This window comes from Bacillus sp. F56, assembly GCF_001748205.1.
Lineage (GTDB): Bacteria > Bacillota > Bacilli > Bacillales > Bacillaceae > Bacillus > Bacillus stercoris.
Map to the genome: position 1 here is coordinate 11,384 of NZ_BDFC01000008.1, position 15,139 is coordinate 26,522.

Genomic DNA, 15,139 nt, shown 5'->3' on the forward strand with positions numbered 1-15,139 from the left:
GGCCTCCTGTCAATTGATAACTATTATCAATTAGAATTATAGAGAATGAATAGATATAACACCATGGACAAATTTCTGATTTATCATGGACAATCTCCGGATAGTAAAGAAATAGTTTGCTGAACGATGCGTTCGTGCCCGCAAGCTGAGTATTCATTCCATGGGTCAAGGGATAGAAGATAAACACGGTTATTCTTTACGGCGCTTAGGTTCTGCCATGCTTCTGTCAGCTGTAATTGCTGATAATAGGCTATGGTCTCTGGTTCTTTAAAAAGAAAAAGCATCATGCAGTCAGCTTGGTAATTTGCGATATTTTCTAACGGAATCGCTTGCTCTGAAGGTGTGTCAGCTGTTTTTGCCGAGCTGAATCCTAAATCTCCAAAGAAAACTTCGCGGACGCTTCGGTTATGTGCCAGATAGAAGTTTTGCTTATGCAGCCTCAAAAAGAGAAAACGCAGCCCTTGAACGTGCTGAAGTGTTTTTTTGGCGGCTGTTGTCTGCCGGTCATAAGCCGCGAGCCACTTTTCTGCTTCGGATTCTTCCTTTAAAAATGAGGCCGTTTGCAGAAAGTGGGTTCTCCAGCTTTCTTCTGAAGGAAGGTACATGACTTCTGCGATGCGATTCAGGTGATATTGTTCTTCCGGAGAAATAGAATCCATACTGACAATCACATCTGGTTCTGCCTGCGATAATGTGTACAGGTTTTCTTCCCACTTTTCATTAAAGCGGTATGCACTGAGCTGGACGGGTATATCTGTCGAATAATGCTGATAGTAGTAAGACGTCCATTTCGGATGCAGAGCAGCGGCAAAGGGTATGTGATGAAGAGGAATGAGATGGCCCATTGTCCCCCTTCCATAAGCGGCGATCTTTTTTCGTCGTTTTTTCATATAGCTTGTAGGTGAACACCCTGTATATTTTTTAAAGATTCTGCTGAAATAAAATTCATCTTGATAACCGGATTGGTGAGCGATTTCTTTCAATTTGCAGTTTGATTTTGCCATGAGCTGTTTCGCTTTGGTGATTCTTGTGTTCGTAATAAATTCTGTTACGCTCTGTCCAGTCCATTTTTTAAAGCTTTCGCTGTAGTGTTTGGCGCTGATTCCTGCGATTTGTGACAGCTTGGCAAGCGTGATTTTTGAATCGGCATGGGTTTCGATATAGTGTTTTGTTTTTTCGATTGCTGAATGTGTATCCGTTTGCTCAGATAAACTGGCAGTAAAGAGGTCATAAATCAGGCTTTGTACTTCAATTACACATTTAAGCTGAGAAAGCTGAGACGATTCATTCCATAGTGTTGCAAGCTCTTGAAGCCGGACTGCAAGGTTTTCGATATGCGAAACATTCACAAGTCTCAGTTTGGCTAATTCTGATTCTGCGCATGGTGTGAAAATATCTTGGCCGTTTTCCTTGATATAGCTTTGAAGCCTGATCAGACAGGCATCTATATGTCCATTGGCTGCTGGTGTAAAGCCAAAGGTCTCGTTAGGCGGGCAAACATAAAGTGTCTTTTTTTGCAGAGGATTGGTGTTTGTTCCGATCGAAATATGGCCGTTTCCTTTTAAATGAAAGATCAGCACGAATGAATCGGCTAATTGCTGTTCTGAGAAGAGATCACTTGTTTTTTTTAGATATTCAATTTGTATGGGTTGATAAATCACTGCGTTTGGCAAGAGTAGACCACCTTTTCAGAAACTTTCAATTGATAATCATTTTCAATAAAAATTGTACCAAATAAATGAAAGTTTTCCTATATAAAGCGGGTGGGTTTTTAGCACGAAAAAAACCCTTACTCGTGTGTGAAAGTAAGGGTCTTTCGTTCAGTAAGAATATGTTACACGTGTAACATACGATGCTTACGCCTTAATAAATGAGATATTTTTTTCTTGTTTTGCTGAATTGTTGGAGTGTTTTTTCATAGCTGTCTATGATGTCTTCAATAGAAGTTCCATTTTCGATTTTTGTCCTGATCCAGCCGTTGCCTGCCAGTTTATTGAATGAACCTGTTGAGAGGAATTCAAAATCCTCAGGATAGAGATCGTGTATGGTTTTAATGACTGAAAGACCTGTTTTAACGGCTTCAAACTTATCTCTGTCTGTCACATAGAGCTGCACACCGTGGCAAAGCGTTCCTTGATGTTTAGAAAACGTTGGGGTAAAGGATGCTGCCCTAAATGTCACGCCCGGCAAATGGAGGCTGTTTAATGTTTCTTCAAGCTCTGTGCTTTTGATAAAGGGAGCTCCGATCAATTCGAATGGTTTTGTTGTCCCTCGCCCTTCAGATATATTTGTTCCTTCAATCAGCCCGGTTGCAGGATAAACAAATGTGCTTTCCACTGTCGGCATGTTAGGCGAAGGGAGGACAAAAGGCAATCGGGTATCGTCAAAATCCATTTTTCGTTTCCAGTGTTTCATTTTTACCACTGTTAGATCGGCATCAATGTCAAACTCTTTGTTGAACAATATAGCCAATTCGCCTATCGTCATCCCATGCTTTAACGGAATGGGATACAATCCGACAAATGAGGCGTATTCAGGTTCTAAGATTGGTCCTTCAATATGATTTCCGCCTTGAGGATTCGGGCGGTCCAGCACCATAAACGGAATGCCGTTTTCTTTAGCGGCTTCCATTGCGTATGCCATTGTATAAATGTACGTGTAGAAACGGGTCCCGACATCCTGAATATCAAATAGTAGAATATCAACATTTTTCAGCATCTCTGGTGTCGGTTTCTTCGTTTTTCCGTAGAGACTGTATACAGGAACCCCGGTTTTTTCGTCAATGTAAGAGCCTACTTCGTCTCCAGCCTGGGCGTCACCGCGGACGCCGTGTTCAGGGCCGAATAAAGCTGTCAGTTTGATTTCTGGATTCTCGAAAAGTATATCGACACTGCTTTTCAGAGATGCATTTACTCCGGTTGGGTTGGTGATCAGTCCGATTCGTTTTCCCTTGAGCTGTTTTTTATAATCTGGCAAAAGCGTGTCTATACCGGTCTGGACTTTAGGTTTTTTAGCCGTTTGATTCTTTGAATCGGGTGAAGCAGAGGCAGCGGTTATCGTTCCGAACATCATGAGCCCTGTGAGAAAAGCGAATATTGTTTTTCTCATATGTTCCTCCTCATTAAAGCGGTTTTCCCGTTTTGATATTTAAACCGTAGCCAAATGGGTAAAGGGTGTTCCCTGGTTTCGTGACTGACGGAATGTCAACTGGAAGTGTGCCTTTAGGTTTTGTCTGGCCGAATATAGCCATCACTCCGGCCGGAATATTAGGTTGAAGATAACGGCCATTTGTGTATCCTTTAAAGCCATAGACAGCAATCAGTGCCTTTGCTTCTTCAAAATTGGCGGCATCATAGGGATTGCGCAGACTCATTAAGACAAAAGGTTTATTGTGCTGCAGTGCGGCTTTCATGACAGCTCTCGGAAACACGGTAGCCCATTTGCTTGAATCAGATATGGTGTCGTCGATGACACCGTCGTTGACGACAGGGTCATTTTTGACGACATAGGAACCGGTAATGATATAATCAGCCTCTTTTACTTGTTTTTCATGCTCGGCCTTAAATACTTGGTTGGCAAAATTCATTTTGTCGAGAGATACGGGTTTGATTTTCTTACGATTGACGAGATCGCGAATGGTTTGTTCGATTGAAGCAGTTTGTTCTTCGTAAGGTGCCACAATTAAGATTCGGCTGCCTTTTTTGGGCTTGAACGGCAAAGTGTGCTGTTCATTTTTTAATACAGTTACTGCTTTTTCAGCTATTTTTTTCTCTGCTTTCAGGTGCTGCTTGCTTCCTACGATTTTTTGGGCTTTGGCTATTTTTTCTTTTGTACTGTCGTCGTTCCGTGCTGGATACATGCCGCGTTTTATTTTCAGGGAAATGATTCTTTCAACTGATTTGTTGATTTGATGTTCAGGAATGTCTCCGTTTTTCACGGCTTCTTTCAAAGCTTGAATAACACGTGAGAATTTCTGTTCTTCTTTCAATGAAGTAACTGAGGCTGGCATTAATGCCATATCGACACCAGCTTTTACGGCCATGACCACAGCCTCTTCCTGTCCGAAATGATCTGCGATTGCCTTCATATTGAGCGCATCGGTAACGATGACCCCATTAAAGCCCATTTCCTGACGAAGAAGGCCTGTCATCACTTTTTTCGAAAGTGTAGCTGGAACCAAAATGTCCGATCCATCGAGTTTGCTTTTGTATGTGGTGTCGTCAAAGGCAGGGAATTGAACATGGGCTGTCATCACCATATCAGCACCGGCATCAATTGCTTTTTGAAAAGGATAGAGCTCGACCTCTCGAAGCCGTTCTTGATCATGGGAAACGAGCGGCAGTCCATAATGGCTGTCAACGTCCGTGTCTCCATGTCCCGGGAAATGTTTGAGGGCAGAGGCGATATCCTGCCGCTGCAACCCTTTCATCGTGTATAAACCGAGTCGTGATGTCAGTTCTCGATTGGAGCTGAATGACCGTACGCCGATTACAGGATTATCAGGATTATTGTTAATGTCTACGACAGGGCTGAAATCTGTATTGATGCCTAAGGCCGAGAGCTCTTTTCCAATGATGCTGCCGGTCTGATACGCATTGATTCTGCTTCTGGCTGCGCCCAGCGCCATATTCCCTGGGAAATTAGTGCCCTCCCCTAGCCTCGTTACAATGCCGCCTTCCTGATCAATACTAAGCATGAGCGGGATTTTGGGACTTGCCTTTTGGTAAGCGTCTGTCAGCTGGACCGTTTGCTTTGTTGTTTTTACATTTTCTGCAAAAAGAATGACGCCTCCGAATTGATATTTCTTGACGAGGCTGGCGACTTCCTCATTCATTTCCGTAAGGGCTTGCGGTGAGGACTCGCCTTTCTTTTGCCAATTTCTAAAATCAGGCATCAGCATCTGACCGAGTTTTTCATCTAATGACATACGATTGACAATCTGATTGGCATCGATTGAACTTTTAGATGCAGTGGCTTCTTTCTGGTTAGCCACGAGAAAACATGAAAGAAAAAGAACGGCTGAAAGGATAAGCGGAAAGACAGGTTTCATAGAAACTTCCTCCTATCGTCTAATCATTCATTCCATTGCTTCATAAATCGCGGTTATAACGCTTCCATAACTGCCTGTTGGAAATTGATCACCCTCAAAGACGTTGGGATTTTCTTCTGGATCAACAACTGGGGTATGCTTTTTATTTGTTAACAATGCGATGCCTAAATTGTATGCCGGATCAATGATTGTAACTGTCCCCGTCCAGCCTGTATGCCCGTAAGCATTTGCGCTGGCGTAAGGGCCAAACATCCATTCCATGCTTTTGCTTCCGTTCCGTCGCCAGCCAAGAGCGAATGTTGGATCTGTTGCTGAAGGTGCTGTAAACAAGTCAGCTGTTTTCTGATCAAATAAAGAAATGTTTCGGTATGATCCTTTGTTTAACATGACTTGCAGCAGAATGGCCATATCATCTGCATTTGAGAACAATCCGGCATGGCCAGACACGCCATCCATTGAGTAAAACGCTTTTTCATCATGCACTTCTCCTTGCAGCGTGTTTGTGCGTATGTTAGGGAATTGAATAACGCCGTCACGTGTATTGCCCATGCGTTCAGTAGCTGCGAACTGCTTTGGTTTAAAGCCTTTTTGCAGCGGATTGTACAAGGTGTGCTTCAGCTTCAACGGCTTGTAGAGCTCTTGCTCCGCGTAGCCATCAAGCTGTTTTCCGGTGAGTTTTTCGACAATACAGCCGAGGAGCATATACCCAATGTCACTGTATACGTGTTTTGTCCCGGTTTGATAATCGAGCGGAATTTTCGTCAAATATTCAATCGTTTTGTCACGTTCCTGGGAATAGTATTTGCCGGCTTTTTCCGGCGTGTAAAAGTAAAAGCTTGATGGAAGCCCTGATTCGTGCTGAAGAACATCAATGACACGTATCTTGTTTTTTCCTTTTATGGGGTCTCCAGGCTGATCCTTGAAACCAGGCAAATATGCAGAAACTTTTTCATAGACGTCAAGTTTTCCTTGGCTGACTAAGCGCTGCAATGCAAAATTTGTGGCGTACATTTTTGTATTTGAGGCTAAGTCAAACATCGTGCGGGTTTTCATTTTTGCCGGATGGCGCAGCAGCTCTGATCCTTCGTACTTTTTACTGTAGCCGTATGCTTCTTTTTTTATGATGCGTCCATCCTTCACGACGACAAGAACGGCGCCTGGAAATCCTGCTGCAATATCCCGTTCTATCATCTGATCTACCTTCCTTAGCTTCTTCGTCGAGAATTGTGCAGTTGCTGCATTTATGGTTTTCGGCTCAACCAAGCTGTCTGCTGTTTGCGCGAAGGTTTCATTTGGCGCCAATATCGATAGGGTTAAAATGGCACTGAATAACAACAGTGTCTTTGTTTTCACAGGTTATCCCCTTTCTGTGCTTCTATCCCGTTTACTATCCCTAAAACAGAAACAATTTAATCGAACTGAGAAGCCATTTCATCTTTATATCCGAATGCATAGGTCAATAAAAAGCCGGCCGCGTAGGAAATGAAGAGCCCGACGATATACAGGATGATTTGCGAAGGCAGGACTAGAAAGGAAAGCGGCAGTCCGGAGACACCAATCGCAAAGGTGGCTACTTGAAAATAAGCTTGAAAGGCGCCGCCGATTCCAGCACCTAAGCATGCCGTTAAAAACGGACGGCCAAGCGGCAGCGTGACTCCGAAAATGAGTGGTTCCCCAATGCCGAGCAGGCCTGACGGAAGCCCGCCGGCGATTGCTTTTCTCAGTGTTGTTTTTTTCGTTTTCACGAAGACGGCAAAGGCCGCGCCTACCTGTCCTGCACCTCCCATAGCCAAAATAGGGAGCAGAGGATCATTGCCAATTGAATTGATCAGTTCCATGTGCACAGGCGTCAAGCCTTGATGCAATCCGGTTACGACGAGAGGAAGGAAGGTTGCGCCCAGAATAAAGCCCGCAGCGATGCCGCCGATGTCCAGGATGGACAGAAGGCCGGATGTAATGGCGTCAGAAATGAATCCGCCTAAAGGCATGAATACGACATACGTTACGATTCCGGTGATTAACACTGAAACGGTGGGTGTGACAATGATATCGAGTGATTGAGGAATAAAGCGGCGAATAAATTGTTCGGTGTAAGCAATGAATATAGCAGCGAAAAGGACTCCGATCAGGCCTCCCCTGCCCGGAAGAAGCTCTTCTCCAAATAAACTGATCTTTGCGATCTCCGGATTGATAATCAAGATCCCGGCCAAAGCCCCAAGAGCGGGTGTCCCGCCAAATTCTTTTGAAGCGTTGATACCCACAAGAATGCCGAGATAAGTGAACAGCCCTGATCCGATGATTGTCAGGATAACAGCAATTTGTGATTCTGCAGAGAGCCAGCCGGCTTGAATACTTGCTTTGGTAATCCCGGTAATTAAACCGGAAGCGACAAGAGCCGGAATAAGAGGGATAAAAATGCTGGCGATTTTACGTAAGAAAAGTTTAAAAGGAGTGGCGTTCTTTCGATTGATATCGGCTTTCTTTTTGGCGGCTGCTTCATTCACATCGACACCTTCTTCAGCTGAGACGAGCTTGGAGAAAGCCGTTGTGACATGATTGACGACTCCTGTACCGAGGATGATTTGTAAGGTTTCAGCCTCAACGACCCCCAATACTCCGTCAAGCGCTCTTAAAGCCTGAGCATCTGCTTTGTTTTCATCGTAAGGTGTAATGCGCAGCCTTGTCATGCAATGCGTAAATGAGGATATATTGGATTTCCCCCCGCATAACTCGAGGATTTTCTTTGCGAGTTGATGGTAGTTATTTTCTTTGCTCATTAAAAACCCCTCCCCTTCAAGATGCTTTATTTTTTTCTCATAGATTGTATGGCTTCTCTTGTTTTATCGATATAGCTGGTTGTTTCTTCATATTGCTCAGCCGCCATGCCTAAAAACAATACATCTATCATAAAAAGCTGGGCGAGACGGGAGGAAGTGGCTGCACTTCGAATCAAGGCTTCGTTGGAATGGGCTGTATACAATGGGACGTCAGCCAGTGCGGAGACGGATGTCTGACTGAATTGTGTGAGGCTGATCGTTGTGATGCCTTTTTTCTTAGCCATGGCAAGCAGTTCAATGATTTCCTGCGTCTCTCCTGAGAACGAAATGGCGAATACGATGTCGTCTTTATCTGCATTTGCGATTAAAGATGCCACAAGATGAGTGTCTGTAAACGCGGTTGCTTGTTTATGAATGCGAAGCCACTTTTGCTGAGCGTCCTTGGCGACAATGCCGGAAGCCCCGACGCCGATAAAATGCACAGTGTGAGCTTTGAGAAGCAGAGAAACCGCTTGTTCCAGTTCTTTGTAGTCCATCAGGTCTGAAGTATCCTGAATGGCTTGAATGGCATTGCCGGCCGCTTTTTCGGAAATAGAGGGCAGCGGCTCGTGGGGAACAATATCACGGTAGCCCTGAAACGTAGGCTTTGCCAGATCGCCCGCTACTCTCATTTTTAAATCTTGAAATCCCTTTAATCCGAGTGATTTGCAGAGCCTGATGACGGCAGCGTCACTTGAATTGGCTAAGGTGCTGATTTCGCTGACGGTGCTTTCGATTGCTTTGTGTGGATGGGTTAGGATATAATCTGCAAGTTTACGCTCGGATGGAGGGAGTTTATGCTTCATTGATTGGATGATCGCTAAACCGCCTGTTGCCATTCTAGTTCTCTCCTTATCATGAATGGTAATTTTCGATTGCTTTATCAATGAAACCGTTTGCTTCATCGAGTAATGTCTTTGCTTGTTTCTGATCTGTGCTGGTTTTGAGCATAACGATTGCTGTTTTGACGTGATGATCGGCTTGTTCCAGGGTTTTCCTGGCTGTTTCGTATGAAACGTTTGTAAGGATTTGGATGATGCTGATGGCGCGTTCTTTTAGTTTTTTGTTGCTGACGTTGACGTCTACCATCAAGTTTTCGTAGACCTTGCCGATTTTTACCATTACAGCGGTAGATATCATGTTTAGAATCATTTTATGAGCGGTTGCAGCTTTCATACGTGTTGATCCTGTAATGGCCTCAGGTCCGACGACAACCTCAATGCTGTGGTCCGCATCCTTGCTGATGACGGAATTTTCATTGCAAGTAAGGGCGATGGTGTGCGCTCCGACTTCGCGGGCGTATCTTAGGGCGCCTGCGGCGTAAGGTGTACGGCCGCTTGCTGCGATGGCAATGACGGTGTCATTTGACGTGAGCTGTATGTTTCTTAAATCCTCAGCTCCTGCTTTTTCACTGTCTTCAATGCCCTCTGCTGCCTGTAAAAAGGCTTCGGGGCCTCCAGCCATGATTCCGATGACCTGATCAGGACTTACGCTGTAAGTGGGAGGACATTCAACAGCATCCATGATGCCGAGTCTGCCGCTTGTGCCTGCGCCTGTATATATGAGCCGGCCTCCATGTTGAAATGAATCATACGCGCAGTCTACAGCTGTTTTGATGTCGGGGAGAACCTCCTGAACGGCTGCAGCGACTTTCATATCTTCGTTGTTGATCATTTTGAGGATGCCGAGAGTGTTTGCTTTGTGGATTTCAACCGTTTGGCTATTGCGTGATTCCGTTGTAAGATGATGAAGGTTTAGTGATTCTGACATGAGGATGCCCCCTGTTTTAAAATGATATATCTCAATATTCAGTATATTCATTTCTGTTATGATATTTCAACTATGTTTTTACATTTTTGAAATTTTATTTCACTCAAGACTATAAGAAATGATGAAGGATCAACTGTTCTCCAAGCGGCCCGATTCTTCGCCGTCCTTTATCAATGAACCCGCATTTCATATAAAGGTGTTTTGCGCGTATGTTCAGATGATTGACGGCCAAGATGATTTCGTCGCACCATGGAAAGTATCCGCTCACAAAAGAGGGAAGCAAAAGCATGGCTTTTTTCGCGTACCCTTTTCCGTGATGCACAGCGTTTAAAGACAGGGAGCTGAGCAGTAAAGCAAATGGATTGTTAGAATAGGAAGCTAGCGTTTCTTTTGATGCATGTAAAATGAAAAAACCGACTGGAAGATCGTCTTTTAAGATGACAACCGGGTATCGGTCCTGTATGCCCAGAGCCTGAGACAGCACCTCTTTCGGGAGGGAGGTAAAGCGTTTGTCATCGTTGGTGAGCGTGAATGATTGAAGCTCGGGCAAGTGTTCAGGCTTATAGAAGGATAAAGAAATGTCTTGAGTCATGGGGTGGCCTCCTTACAATATGTCGTCTAGCTGGTTTTCTGAAATGACGCGGTAGCCCGCTTGTTTTAGCAGTGCGGCGGTTACTCCGCTGCCGGGGATTTTTTTGCCAGAGAATGTGCCGTTATAGATAAAGCCGCTTCCGCAAGATGGACTGTTTTCTTTTAATATGACGGCAGTGGCGTTGATTTCTTTTGCGTAAGCCAATGTTTTCGCGGCACCTTCCATATATAGCTCTGTGACGTCTTCTCCTGAAGCTGTCACGATTTTTGCGGTTCCATTGAGGACATCCTCGCCGGTGCCTCCTATGATTTCTGCGGGTTCACGGGGGGTTGAAAAGCCGCCAAGAAGTTCAGGGCAAGCCATGACTGCTCTATTTTTAGCGACGAGTTTTCTGATTTTCTCAGACGCTGCGTGAGAGCCGTTATATCTGCACTCAATGCCTCCAAGGCAGGAACTGACTAGAATCATATTGGTTTCTCCTCTCTTGCTTTGCTTGTCTCTATCATAAAATAAATGACTTTAGTTGGGAGGCTTTTTCAGTTAAAAAAGGAGTTAAAAAGTTTGAAAATAAAAAATTTAATTTTTCTCTTTACAAACAGGGGGTGACCTGTATATAATAACTTTTGTCAGCTCGACGAGAACACAACGGCCCGTTGGTCAAGCGGTTAAGACACCGCCCTTTCACGGCGGTAACACGGGTTCGAATCCCGTACGGGTCACCATTTGGAGGATTAGCTCAGCTGGGAGAGCATCTGCCTTACAAGCAGAGGGTCGGCGGTTCGAGCCCGTCATCCTCCACCATCTTGCCGGTGTAGCTCAATTGGTAGAGCAACTGACTTGTAATCAGTAGGTTGGGGGTTCAAGTCCTCTTGCCGGCACTGTTTTTCTAAATTTAATGTGGAGGGGTAGCGAAGTGGCTAAACGCGGCGGACTGTAAATCCGCTCCCTCAGGGTTCGGCAGTTCGAATCTGCCCCCCTCCACCATTATTGGGCTATAGCCAAGCGGTAAGGCAACGGACTTTGACTCCGTCATGCGTTGGTTCGAATCCAGCTAGCCCAGTCACAGACACCTTTGACCAAAAGGTGTCTTTTTTCTTTTTTAAAATTCATTCCAACTTCTAACTGTTCAGTCTGTATAATAATTTTAAAAATATGTTAAGGTAGTTTATTCACGAATTACCATCTACACCCTGCCAAAAATTTGATAAACTTATTTTATAAAAAAATTGAAACCTTTTGAAACGAAGCTCGTATACATACAGACCGGTGAAGGCAGAGGTTAGATAAATATGGAAATGATGATTAAAAAAAGAATTAAACAAGTCAAAAAAGGCGACCAGGATGCATTTGCGGACATCGTAGATATTTACAAAGATAAAATTTATCAGCTTTGCTACCGTATGCTTGGCAATGTGCATGAGGCGGAGGATATTGCACAGGAGGCTTTCATCAGAGCGTACGTTAATATCGACAGTTTTGATATTAACCGGAAATTTTCAACTTGGCTTTATCGAATCGCGACCAATTTGACCATTGACCGCATTCGCAAAAAGAAGCCGGATTATTACCTCGATGCAGAGGTGGCTGGTACGGAAGGCTTGACCATGTATTCTCAAATCGCCGCAGATGGTGTTTTGCCTGAAGATGCAGTTGTGTCGCTGGAGCTCTCAAACACGATTCAGCAGAAAATTTTAAAGCTTCCTGACAAATACAGAACAGTCATCGTATTAAAGTATATTGACGAACTCTCATTAATTGAAATCGGGGAGATTCTAAACATTCCTGTGGGGACTGTGAAAACGCGGATTCACAGAGGCAGAGAGGCTCTTAGAAAACAATTAAGGGATCTTTAAGTGGGGTGATGAAATGAGCTGTCCTGAACAAATTGTGCAGCTTATGCATATGCATCTTGATGGAGATATCCTTCCAAAAGATGAACACGTATTAAATGAACATCTGGAGACATGCGAGACATGCAGAAAGCATTTTTACGAGATGGAGAAATCTATAGCGCTCGTACGGAGCACATCGCATGTCGAAGCCCCCGCGGATTTTACCGCTAATGTCATGGCAAAATTGCCTAAGGAGAAGAAAAGAGCTTCTGTGAAAAGATGGTTCAGAAGCCATCCCGTTATCGCAGCTGCTGCGGTATTCATCATTTTGATGGGCGGAGGTTTTTTTAACAGCTGGCATAATGACCACAATTTCAGCGTGTCCAAGCAGCCGAATCTTGTGGTTCATAACCATACTGTGACCGTGCCGGAAGGTGAGACGGTTAAAGGTGATGTCACTGTCAAAAACGGCAAGCTGATTATTAAAGGCAAAATAGACGGGGATGTAACCGTCGTGAACGGCGAAAAGTATATGGCCTCTGCTGGACAAGTCACCGGTCAAATTGAAGAAATCAATCAATTATTCGACTGGACATGGTACAAGATGAAGTCTGCGGGGAAAAGTGTACTCAATGCATTCAATCCGAACGGAGAAGAGTAAAGCGCGTTAGCCGCTTTGCTCTTTTTTTGCGGGCTGAGCGGCTGGCTCATTTCACTTGCTAAATCGATATGTGGTATAATGGGCTCGCTATGTAAAGTACATATGCGTAACACGTAAAACACAAAATACGAAATGACTGAAATCTTGGAGGACGAGGAAATGGCTTTTGAGGATATCCCTTTTTTGCAGTACCTCGGCAATGCCGTTGATATTCTCCTTGTTTGGTATGTGATATATAAATTGATTATGGTGATACGCGGCACGAAAGCGGTTCAGCTGTTAAAAGGAATTGTAGTCATCGTGCTTGTTCGTATGGCCAGCCAATATTTGGGCCTCAGCACACTTCAGTGGCTGATGGACCAAGCGATAACATGGGGATTTTTAGCAATTATTATTATCTTTCAGCCTGAGCTGAGAAGAGCGCTTGAACAGCTAGGCCGCGGCCGCTTTTTTTCAAGGAGCGGCACGCCTGTAGAAGAAGCGCAGCAGAAAACGATTGAGGCCATCACAAAAGCGATCAATTATATGGCGAAACGCCGTATAGGCGCCCTGCTGACCATTGAGCGGGATACTGGAATGGGGGATTATATTGAGACCGGCATACCACTGAATGCCAAAGTCAGCTCTGAGCTGCTGATTAATATTTTTATCCCAAACACCCCGCTTCATGACGGTGCGGTGATTATGAAGAATAATGAAATTGCCGCGGCCGCCTGTTATTTGCCGCTTTCTGAAAGCCCGTTTATTTCAAAAGAATTGGGCACGCGGCACAGAGCGGCTGTCGGCATCAGTGAGGTAACAGACAGTTTGACGATTATTGTGTCTGAAGAGACCGGCGGCGTCAGTGTGGCAAAGAACGGCGACCTTCACAGAGAGCTGACAGAAGAAGCGCTGAAAGAAATGCTTGAAGCCGAGTTTAAGAAAAACACCAGAGACACTTCTTCTATCCGCTGGTATTGGAGGGGCAAGAAAAATGGATAAATTCTTAAACAACCGCTGGGCTGTGAAAATCATTGCTCTGCTTTTCGCGCTCTTGCTTTATGTGGCGGTTAACAGCAACCAAGCACCGACTCCGAAAAAACCGGGTGAATCTTTCTTTCCGACATCAACAACTGATGAAGCAACTCTGACCGATATTCCGGTTAAAGCGTATTATGATGATGAAAATTACGTCGTGACAGGTGTTCCGCAAACGGTTAATGTCACGATAAAAGGCTCGACAAGTGCCGTGAAAAAGGCTAGGCAGACCAAGAACTTTGAAATATACGCCGATATGGAACATTTGAAAACCGGCACACATAAGGTTGAGCTTAAGGCCAAAAATGTGTCGGATGGGCTGACAATCTCAATTAATCCGTCTGTTACGACAGTGACCATACAGGAACGGACGACCAAAAGCTTTCCTGTAGAGGTGGAGTACTACAATAAAAGCAAGATGAAAAAAGGCTATTCTCCGGAGCAGCCGATTGTCAGTCCGAAAAATGTGCAGATTACCGGATCTAAAAATGTGATCGATAATATTTCTCTTGTCAAAGCTTCAGTGAATTTGGAAAACGCAGATGAGACGATTGAAAAGGAAGCGAAAGTGACTGTCTATGATAAAGACGGAAACGCGCTTCCTGTCGACGTTGAGCCCTCGGTCATCAAGATTACCGTTCCGGTGACAAGCCCAAGTAAAAAAGTGCCCTTTAAAATTGAACGGACAGGAAGCCTTCCTGACGGTGTCAGCATAGCGAAAATTGAATCCAGCCCCAGTGAGGTAACGGTTTACGGCTCACAGGATGTGTTGGATTCTCTTGAATTTATTGATGGCGTCAGCTTAGATTTAAGCAAAATTAACAAGGATTCCGATATCGAGGCAGATATTCCGCTTCCTGACGGCGTCAAAAAAATCTCGCCGTCAAAGGTGACTTTGCATATAGAAGTCGATAGTGAAGCGGATCAGAAGTTTGAGAATGTCTCTATCAAGACTGTAGGGCTGAGCAGTTCACAAAACATTGAATTTCTTGATCCTGAATCACAAGCGATAGACATAACGGCTAAAGGCTCTCCTGCGAATATAAAAAAACTGAAAAAATCGGATATCGAATTGTATGTGAATGTTTCAGATTTAGAGGACGGGGAGCATAGCGTGAAGCTTGAAGTAAACGGACCTCAGAATGTAACCTGGTCCTTGGGGCAGAAAAACGCCAAAATCAAGCTGACATCCAAAAAAAGCAATACATCAACGAATGATAACAGCAGCAATACATCAGGAAATCAGGATGACACAGACAAACAAACAAATGATCAAAAGAACAATCAGCAAGAAGATACAAAGAACACTGATAAAAACAGCAACGATCAAAACCAAGACGAAAACCAAGATCAGGATGAGGATGAATCCACTGCGGATTCACAATCCTCATCGGAATAAAA

At 44.3% G+C, this 15,139-nt stretch carries 13 protein-coding genes and 5 tRNA genes; 9 read left to right on the plus strand and 9 right to left on the minus strand.

The features are described 5' to 3' along the window. Nucleotides 1-83 precede the first annotated feature (83 nt). The 9 genes from btr to BFW96_RS13835 form a co-directional block, all read right to left on the minus strand. Entirely contained in the window at nt 84-1,673 is a 1,590-nt protein-coding gene (gene btr, locus BFW96_RS13795; protein ID WP_069839722.1) for a bacillibactin transport transcriptional regulator Btr, read from the minus strand. 190 nt (nt 1,674-1,863) lie between these two features. After that, nucleotides 1,864-3,108, minus strand: coding sequence for an exo-beta-N-acetylmuramidase NamZ family protein (locus BFW96_RS13800; protein ID WP_069839723.1), 1,245 nt, complete (start codon nt 3,106-3,108; stop codon nt 1,864-1,866). Between the two features lie 13 nt (nt 3,109-3,121). Then, nucleotides 3,122-5,050, minus strand: a complete 1,929-nt coding sequence (gene nagZ, locus BFW96_RS13805; RefSeq protein ID WP_069839724.1) for a beta-N-acetylhexosaminidase — start codon at nt 5,048-5,050, stop codon at nt 3,122-3,124. Nucleotides 5,051-5,077: 27 nt separating this feature from the next. Further along, nucleotides 5,078-6,403 carry an N-acetylmuramoyl-L-alanine amidase gene (gene amiE, locus BFW96_RS13810; protein WP_069839725.1) on the minus strand — a complete coding sequence of 442 codons (1,326 nt, stop codon included), beginning with the start codon at nt 6,401-6,403 and terminating at the stop codon, nt 5,078-5,080. Between the two features lie 56 nt (nt 6,404-6,459). After that, nucleotides 6,460-7,827 (minus strand): PTS transporter subunit EIIC, encoded by a 1,368-nt coding sequence (locus BFW96_RS13815; protein ID WP_069839726.1) that lies wholly within the window; start codon nt 7,825-7,827, stop codon nt 6,460-6,462. Nucleotides 7,828-7,853: 26 nt separating this feature from the next. Further along, nucleotides 7,854-8,705: a MurR/RpiR family transcriptional regulator gene (locus BFW96_RS13820; protein ID WP_069839727.1), complete on the minus strand. Its 852-nt coding sequence runs from the start codon at nt 8,703-8,705 to the stop codon at nt 7,854-7,856. A gap of 16 nt (nt 8,706-8,721) precedes the next feature. Beyond that, a complete protein-coding gene (gene murQ, locus BFW96_RS13825) occupies nt 8,722-9,636 on the minus strand; it encodes an N-acetylmuramic acid 6-phosphate etherase (RefSeq protein ID WP_069839728.1) in 915 nt (304 codons plus the stop codon). Nucleotides 9,637-9,745: 109 nt separating this feature from the next. Next, the gene (locus BFW96_RS13830) at nt 9,746-10,228 is read right to left on the minus strand and encodes a GNAT family N-acetyltransferase (RefSeq protein WP_069839729.1); all 483 of its coding nucleotides are present in this window, start codon (nt 10,226-10,228) and stop codon (nt 9,746-9,748) included. Between the two features lie 12 nt (nt 10,229-10,240). Beyond that, nucleotides 10,241-10,696 carry a 2-thiouracil desulfurase family protein gene (locus BFW96_RS13835; protein WP_069839730.1) on the minus strand — a complete coding sequence of 152 codons (456 nt, stop codon included), beginning with the start codon at nt 10,694-10,696 and terminating at the stop codon, nt 10,241-10,243. Between the two features lie 179 nt (nt 10,697-10,875). Here BFW96_RS13835 and BFW96_RS13840 point away from each other — a divergent pair. The 9 genes from BFW96_RS13840 (at nt 10,876) to cdaR (ending at nt 15,137) form a co-directional block, all read left to right on the plus strand. Then, nucleotides 10,876-10,950, plus strand: a tRNA-Glu gene (locus BFW96_RS13840). Between the two features lie 3 nt (nt 10,951-10,953). Next, nucleotides 10,954-11,029, plus strand: a tRNA-Val gene (locus BFW96_RS13845). Nucleotides 11,030-11,033: 4 nt separating this feature from the next. Then, nucleotides 11,034-11,106 (plus strand) — tRNA-Thr (locus BFW96_RS13850). Between the two features lie 21 nt (nt 11,107-11,127). Beyond that, nucleotides 11,128-11,212, plus strand: a tRNA-Tyr gene (locus BFW96_RS13855). A 4-nt stretch (nt 11,213-11,216) separates the two neighbouring features. Continuing rightward, nucleotides 11,217-11,288 (plus strand) — tRNA-Gln (locus BFW96_RS13860). 229 nt (nt 11,289-11,517) lie between these two features. Continuing rightward, nucleotides 11,518-12,081: an RNA polymerase sigma factor SigW gene (sigW, locus tag BFW96_RS13865; RefSeq protein WP_003223646.1), complete on the plus strand. Its 564-nt coding sequence runs from the start codon at nt 11,518-11,520 to the stop codon at nt 12,079-12,081. A 13-nt stretch (nt 12,082-12,094) separates the two neighbouring features. Beyond that, nucleotides 12,095-12,721 (plus strand): anti-sigma-W factor RsiW, encoded by a 627-nt coding sequence (rsiW, locus tag BFW96_RS13870; protein ID WP_040084357.1) that lies wholly within the window; start codon nt 12,095-12,097, stop codon nt 12,719-12,721. A gap of 159 nt (nt 12,722-12,880) precedes the next feature. Continuing rightward, the gene (cdaA, locus tag BFW96_RS13875) at nt 12,881-13,702 is read left to right on the plus strand and encodes a diadenylate cyclase CdaA (protein WP_014662568.1); all 822 of its coding nucleotides are present in this window, start codon (nt 12,881-12,883) and stop codon (nt 13,700-13,702) included. Continuing rightward, the gene (cdaR, locus tag BFW96_RS13880) at nt 13,695-15,137 is read left to right on the plus strand and encodes a CdaA regulatory protein CdaR (protein WP_069839731.1); all 1,443 of its coding nucleotides are present in this window, start codon (nt 13,695-13,697) and stop codon (nt 15,135-15,137) included. The genes cdaA and cdaR overlap by 8 nt, the downstream gene beginning before the upstream one ends. Nucleotides 15,138-15,139 lie beyond the last annotated feature (2 nt).

Excerpts from the sequence above, each read along its gene's own strand:
- BFW96_RS13800 (WP_069839723.1), bottom strand. The coding sequence starts at position 3,108 with ATGAGAAAAACAATATTCGCTTTTCTCACAGGGCTCATGATGTTCGGA.
- nagZ (WP_069839724.1), bottom strand. The coding sequence starts at position 5,050 with ATGAAACCTGTCTTTCCGCTTATCCTTTCAGCCGTTCTTTTTCTTTCA.
- BFW96_RS13815 (WP_069839726.1), bottom strand. The coding sequence starts at position 7,827 with ATGAGCAAAGAAAATAACTACCATCAACTCGCAAAGAAAATCCTCGAG.
- BFW96_RS13820 (WP_069839727.1), bottom strand. The coding sequence starts at position 8,705 with ATGGCAACAGGCGGTTTAGCGATCATCCAATCAATGAAGCATAAACTC.
- murQ (WP_069839728.1), bottom strand. The coding sequence starts at position 9,636 with ATGTCAGAATCACTAAACCTTCATCATCTTACAACGGAATCACGCAAT.
- BFW96_RS13830 (WP_069839729.1), bottom strand. The coding sequence starts at position 10,228 with ATGACTCAAGACATTTCTTTATCCTTCTATAAGCCTGAACACTTGCCC.
- BFW96_RS13835 (WP_069839730.1), bottom strand. The coding sequence starts at position 10,696 with ATGATTCTAGTCAGTTCCTGCCTTGGAGGCATTGAGTGCAGATATAAC.
- sigW (WP_003223646.1), top strand. The coding sequence starts at position 11,518 with ATGGAAATGATGATTAAAAAAAGAATTAAACAAGTCAAAAAAGGCGAC.
- rsiW (WP_040084357.1), top strand. The coding sequence starts at position 12,095 with ATGAGCTGTCCTGAACAAATTGTGCAGCTTATGCATATGCATCTTGAT.
- cdaA (WP_014662568.1), top strand. The coding sequence starts at position 12,881 with ATGGCTTTTGAGGATATCCCTTTTTTGCAGTACCTCGGCAATGCCGTT.
- cdaR (WP_069839731.1), top strand. The coding sequence starts at position 13,695 with ATGGATAAATTCTTAAACAACCGCTGGGCTGTGAAAATCATTGCTCTG.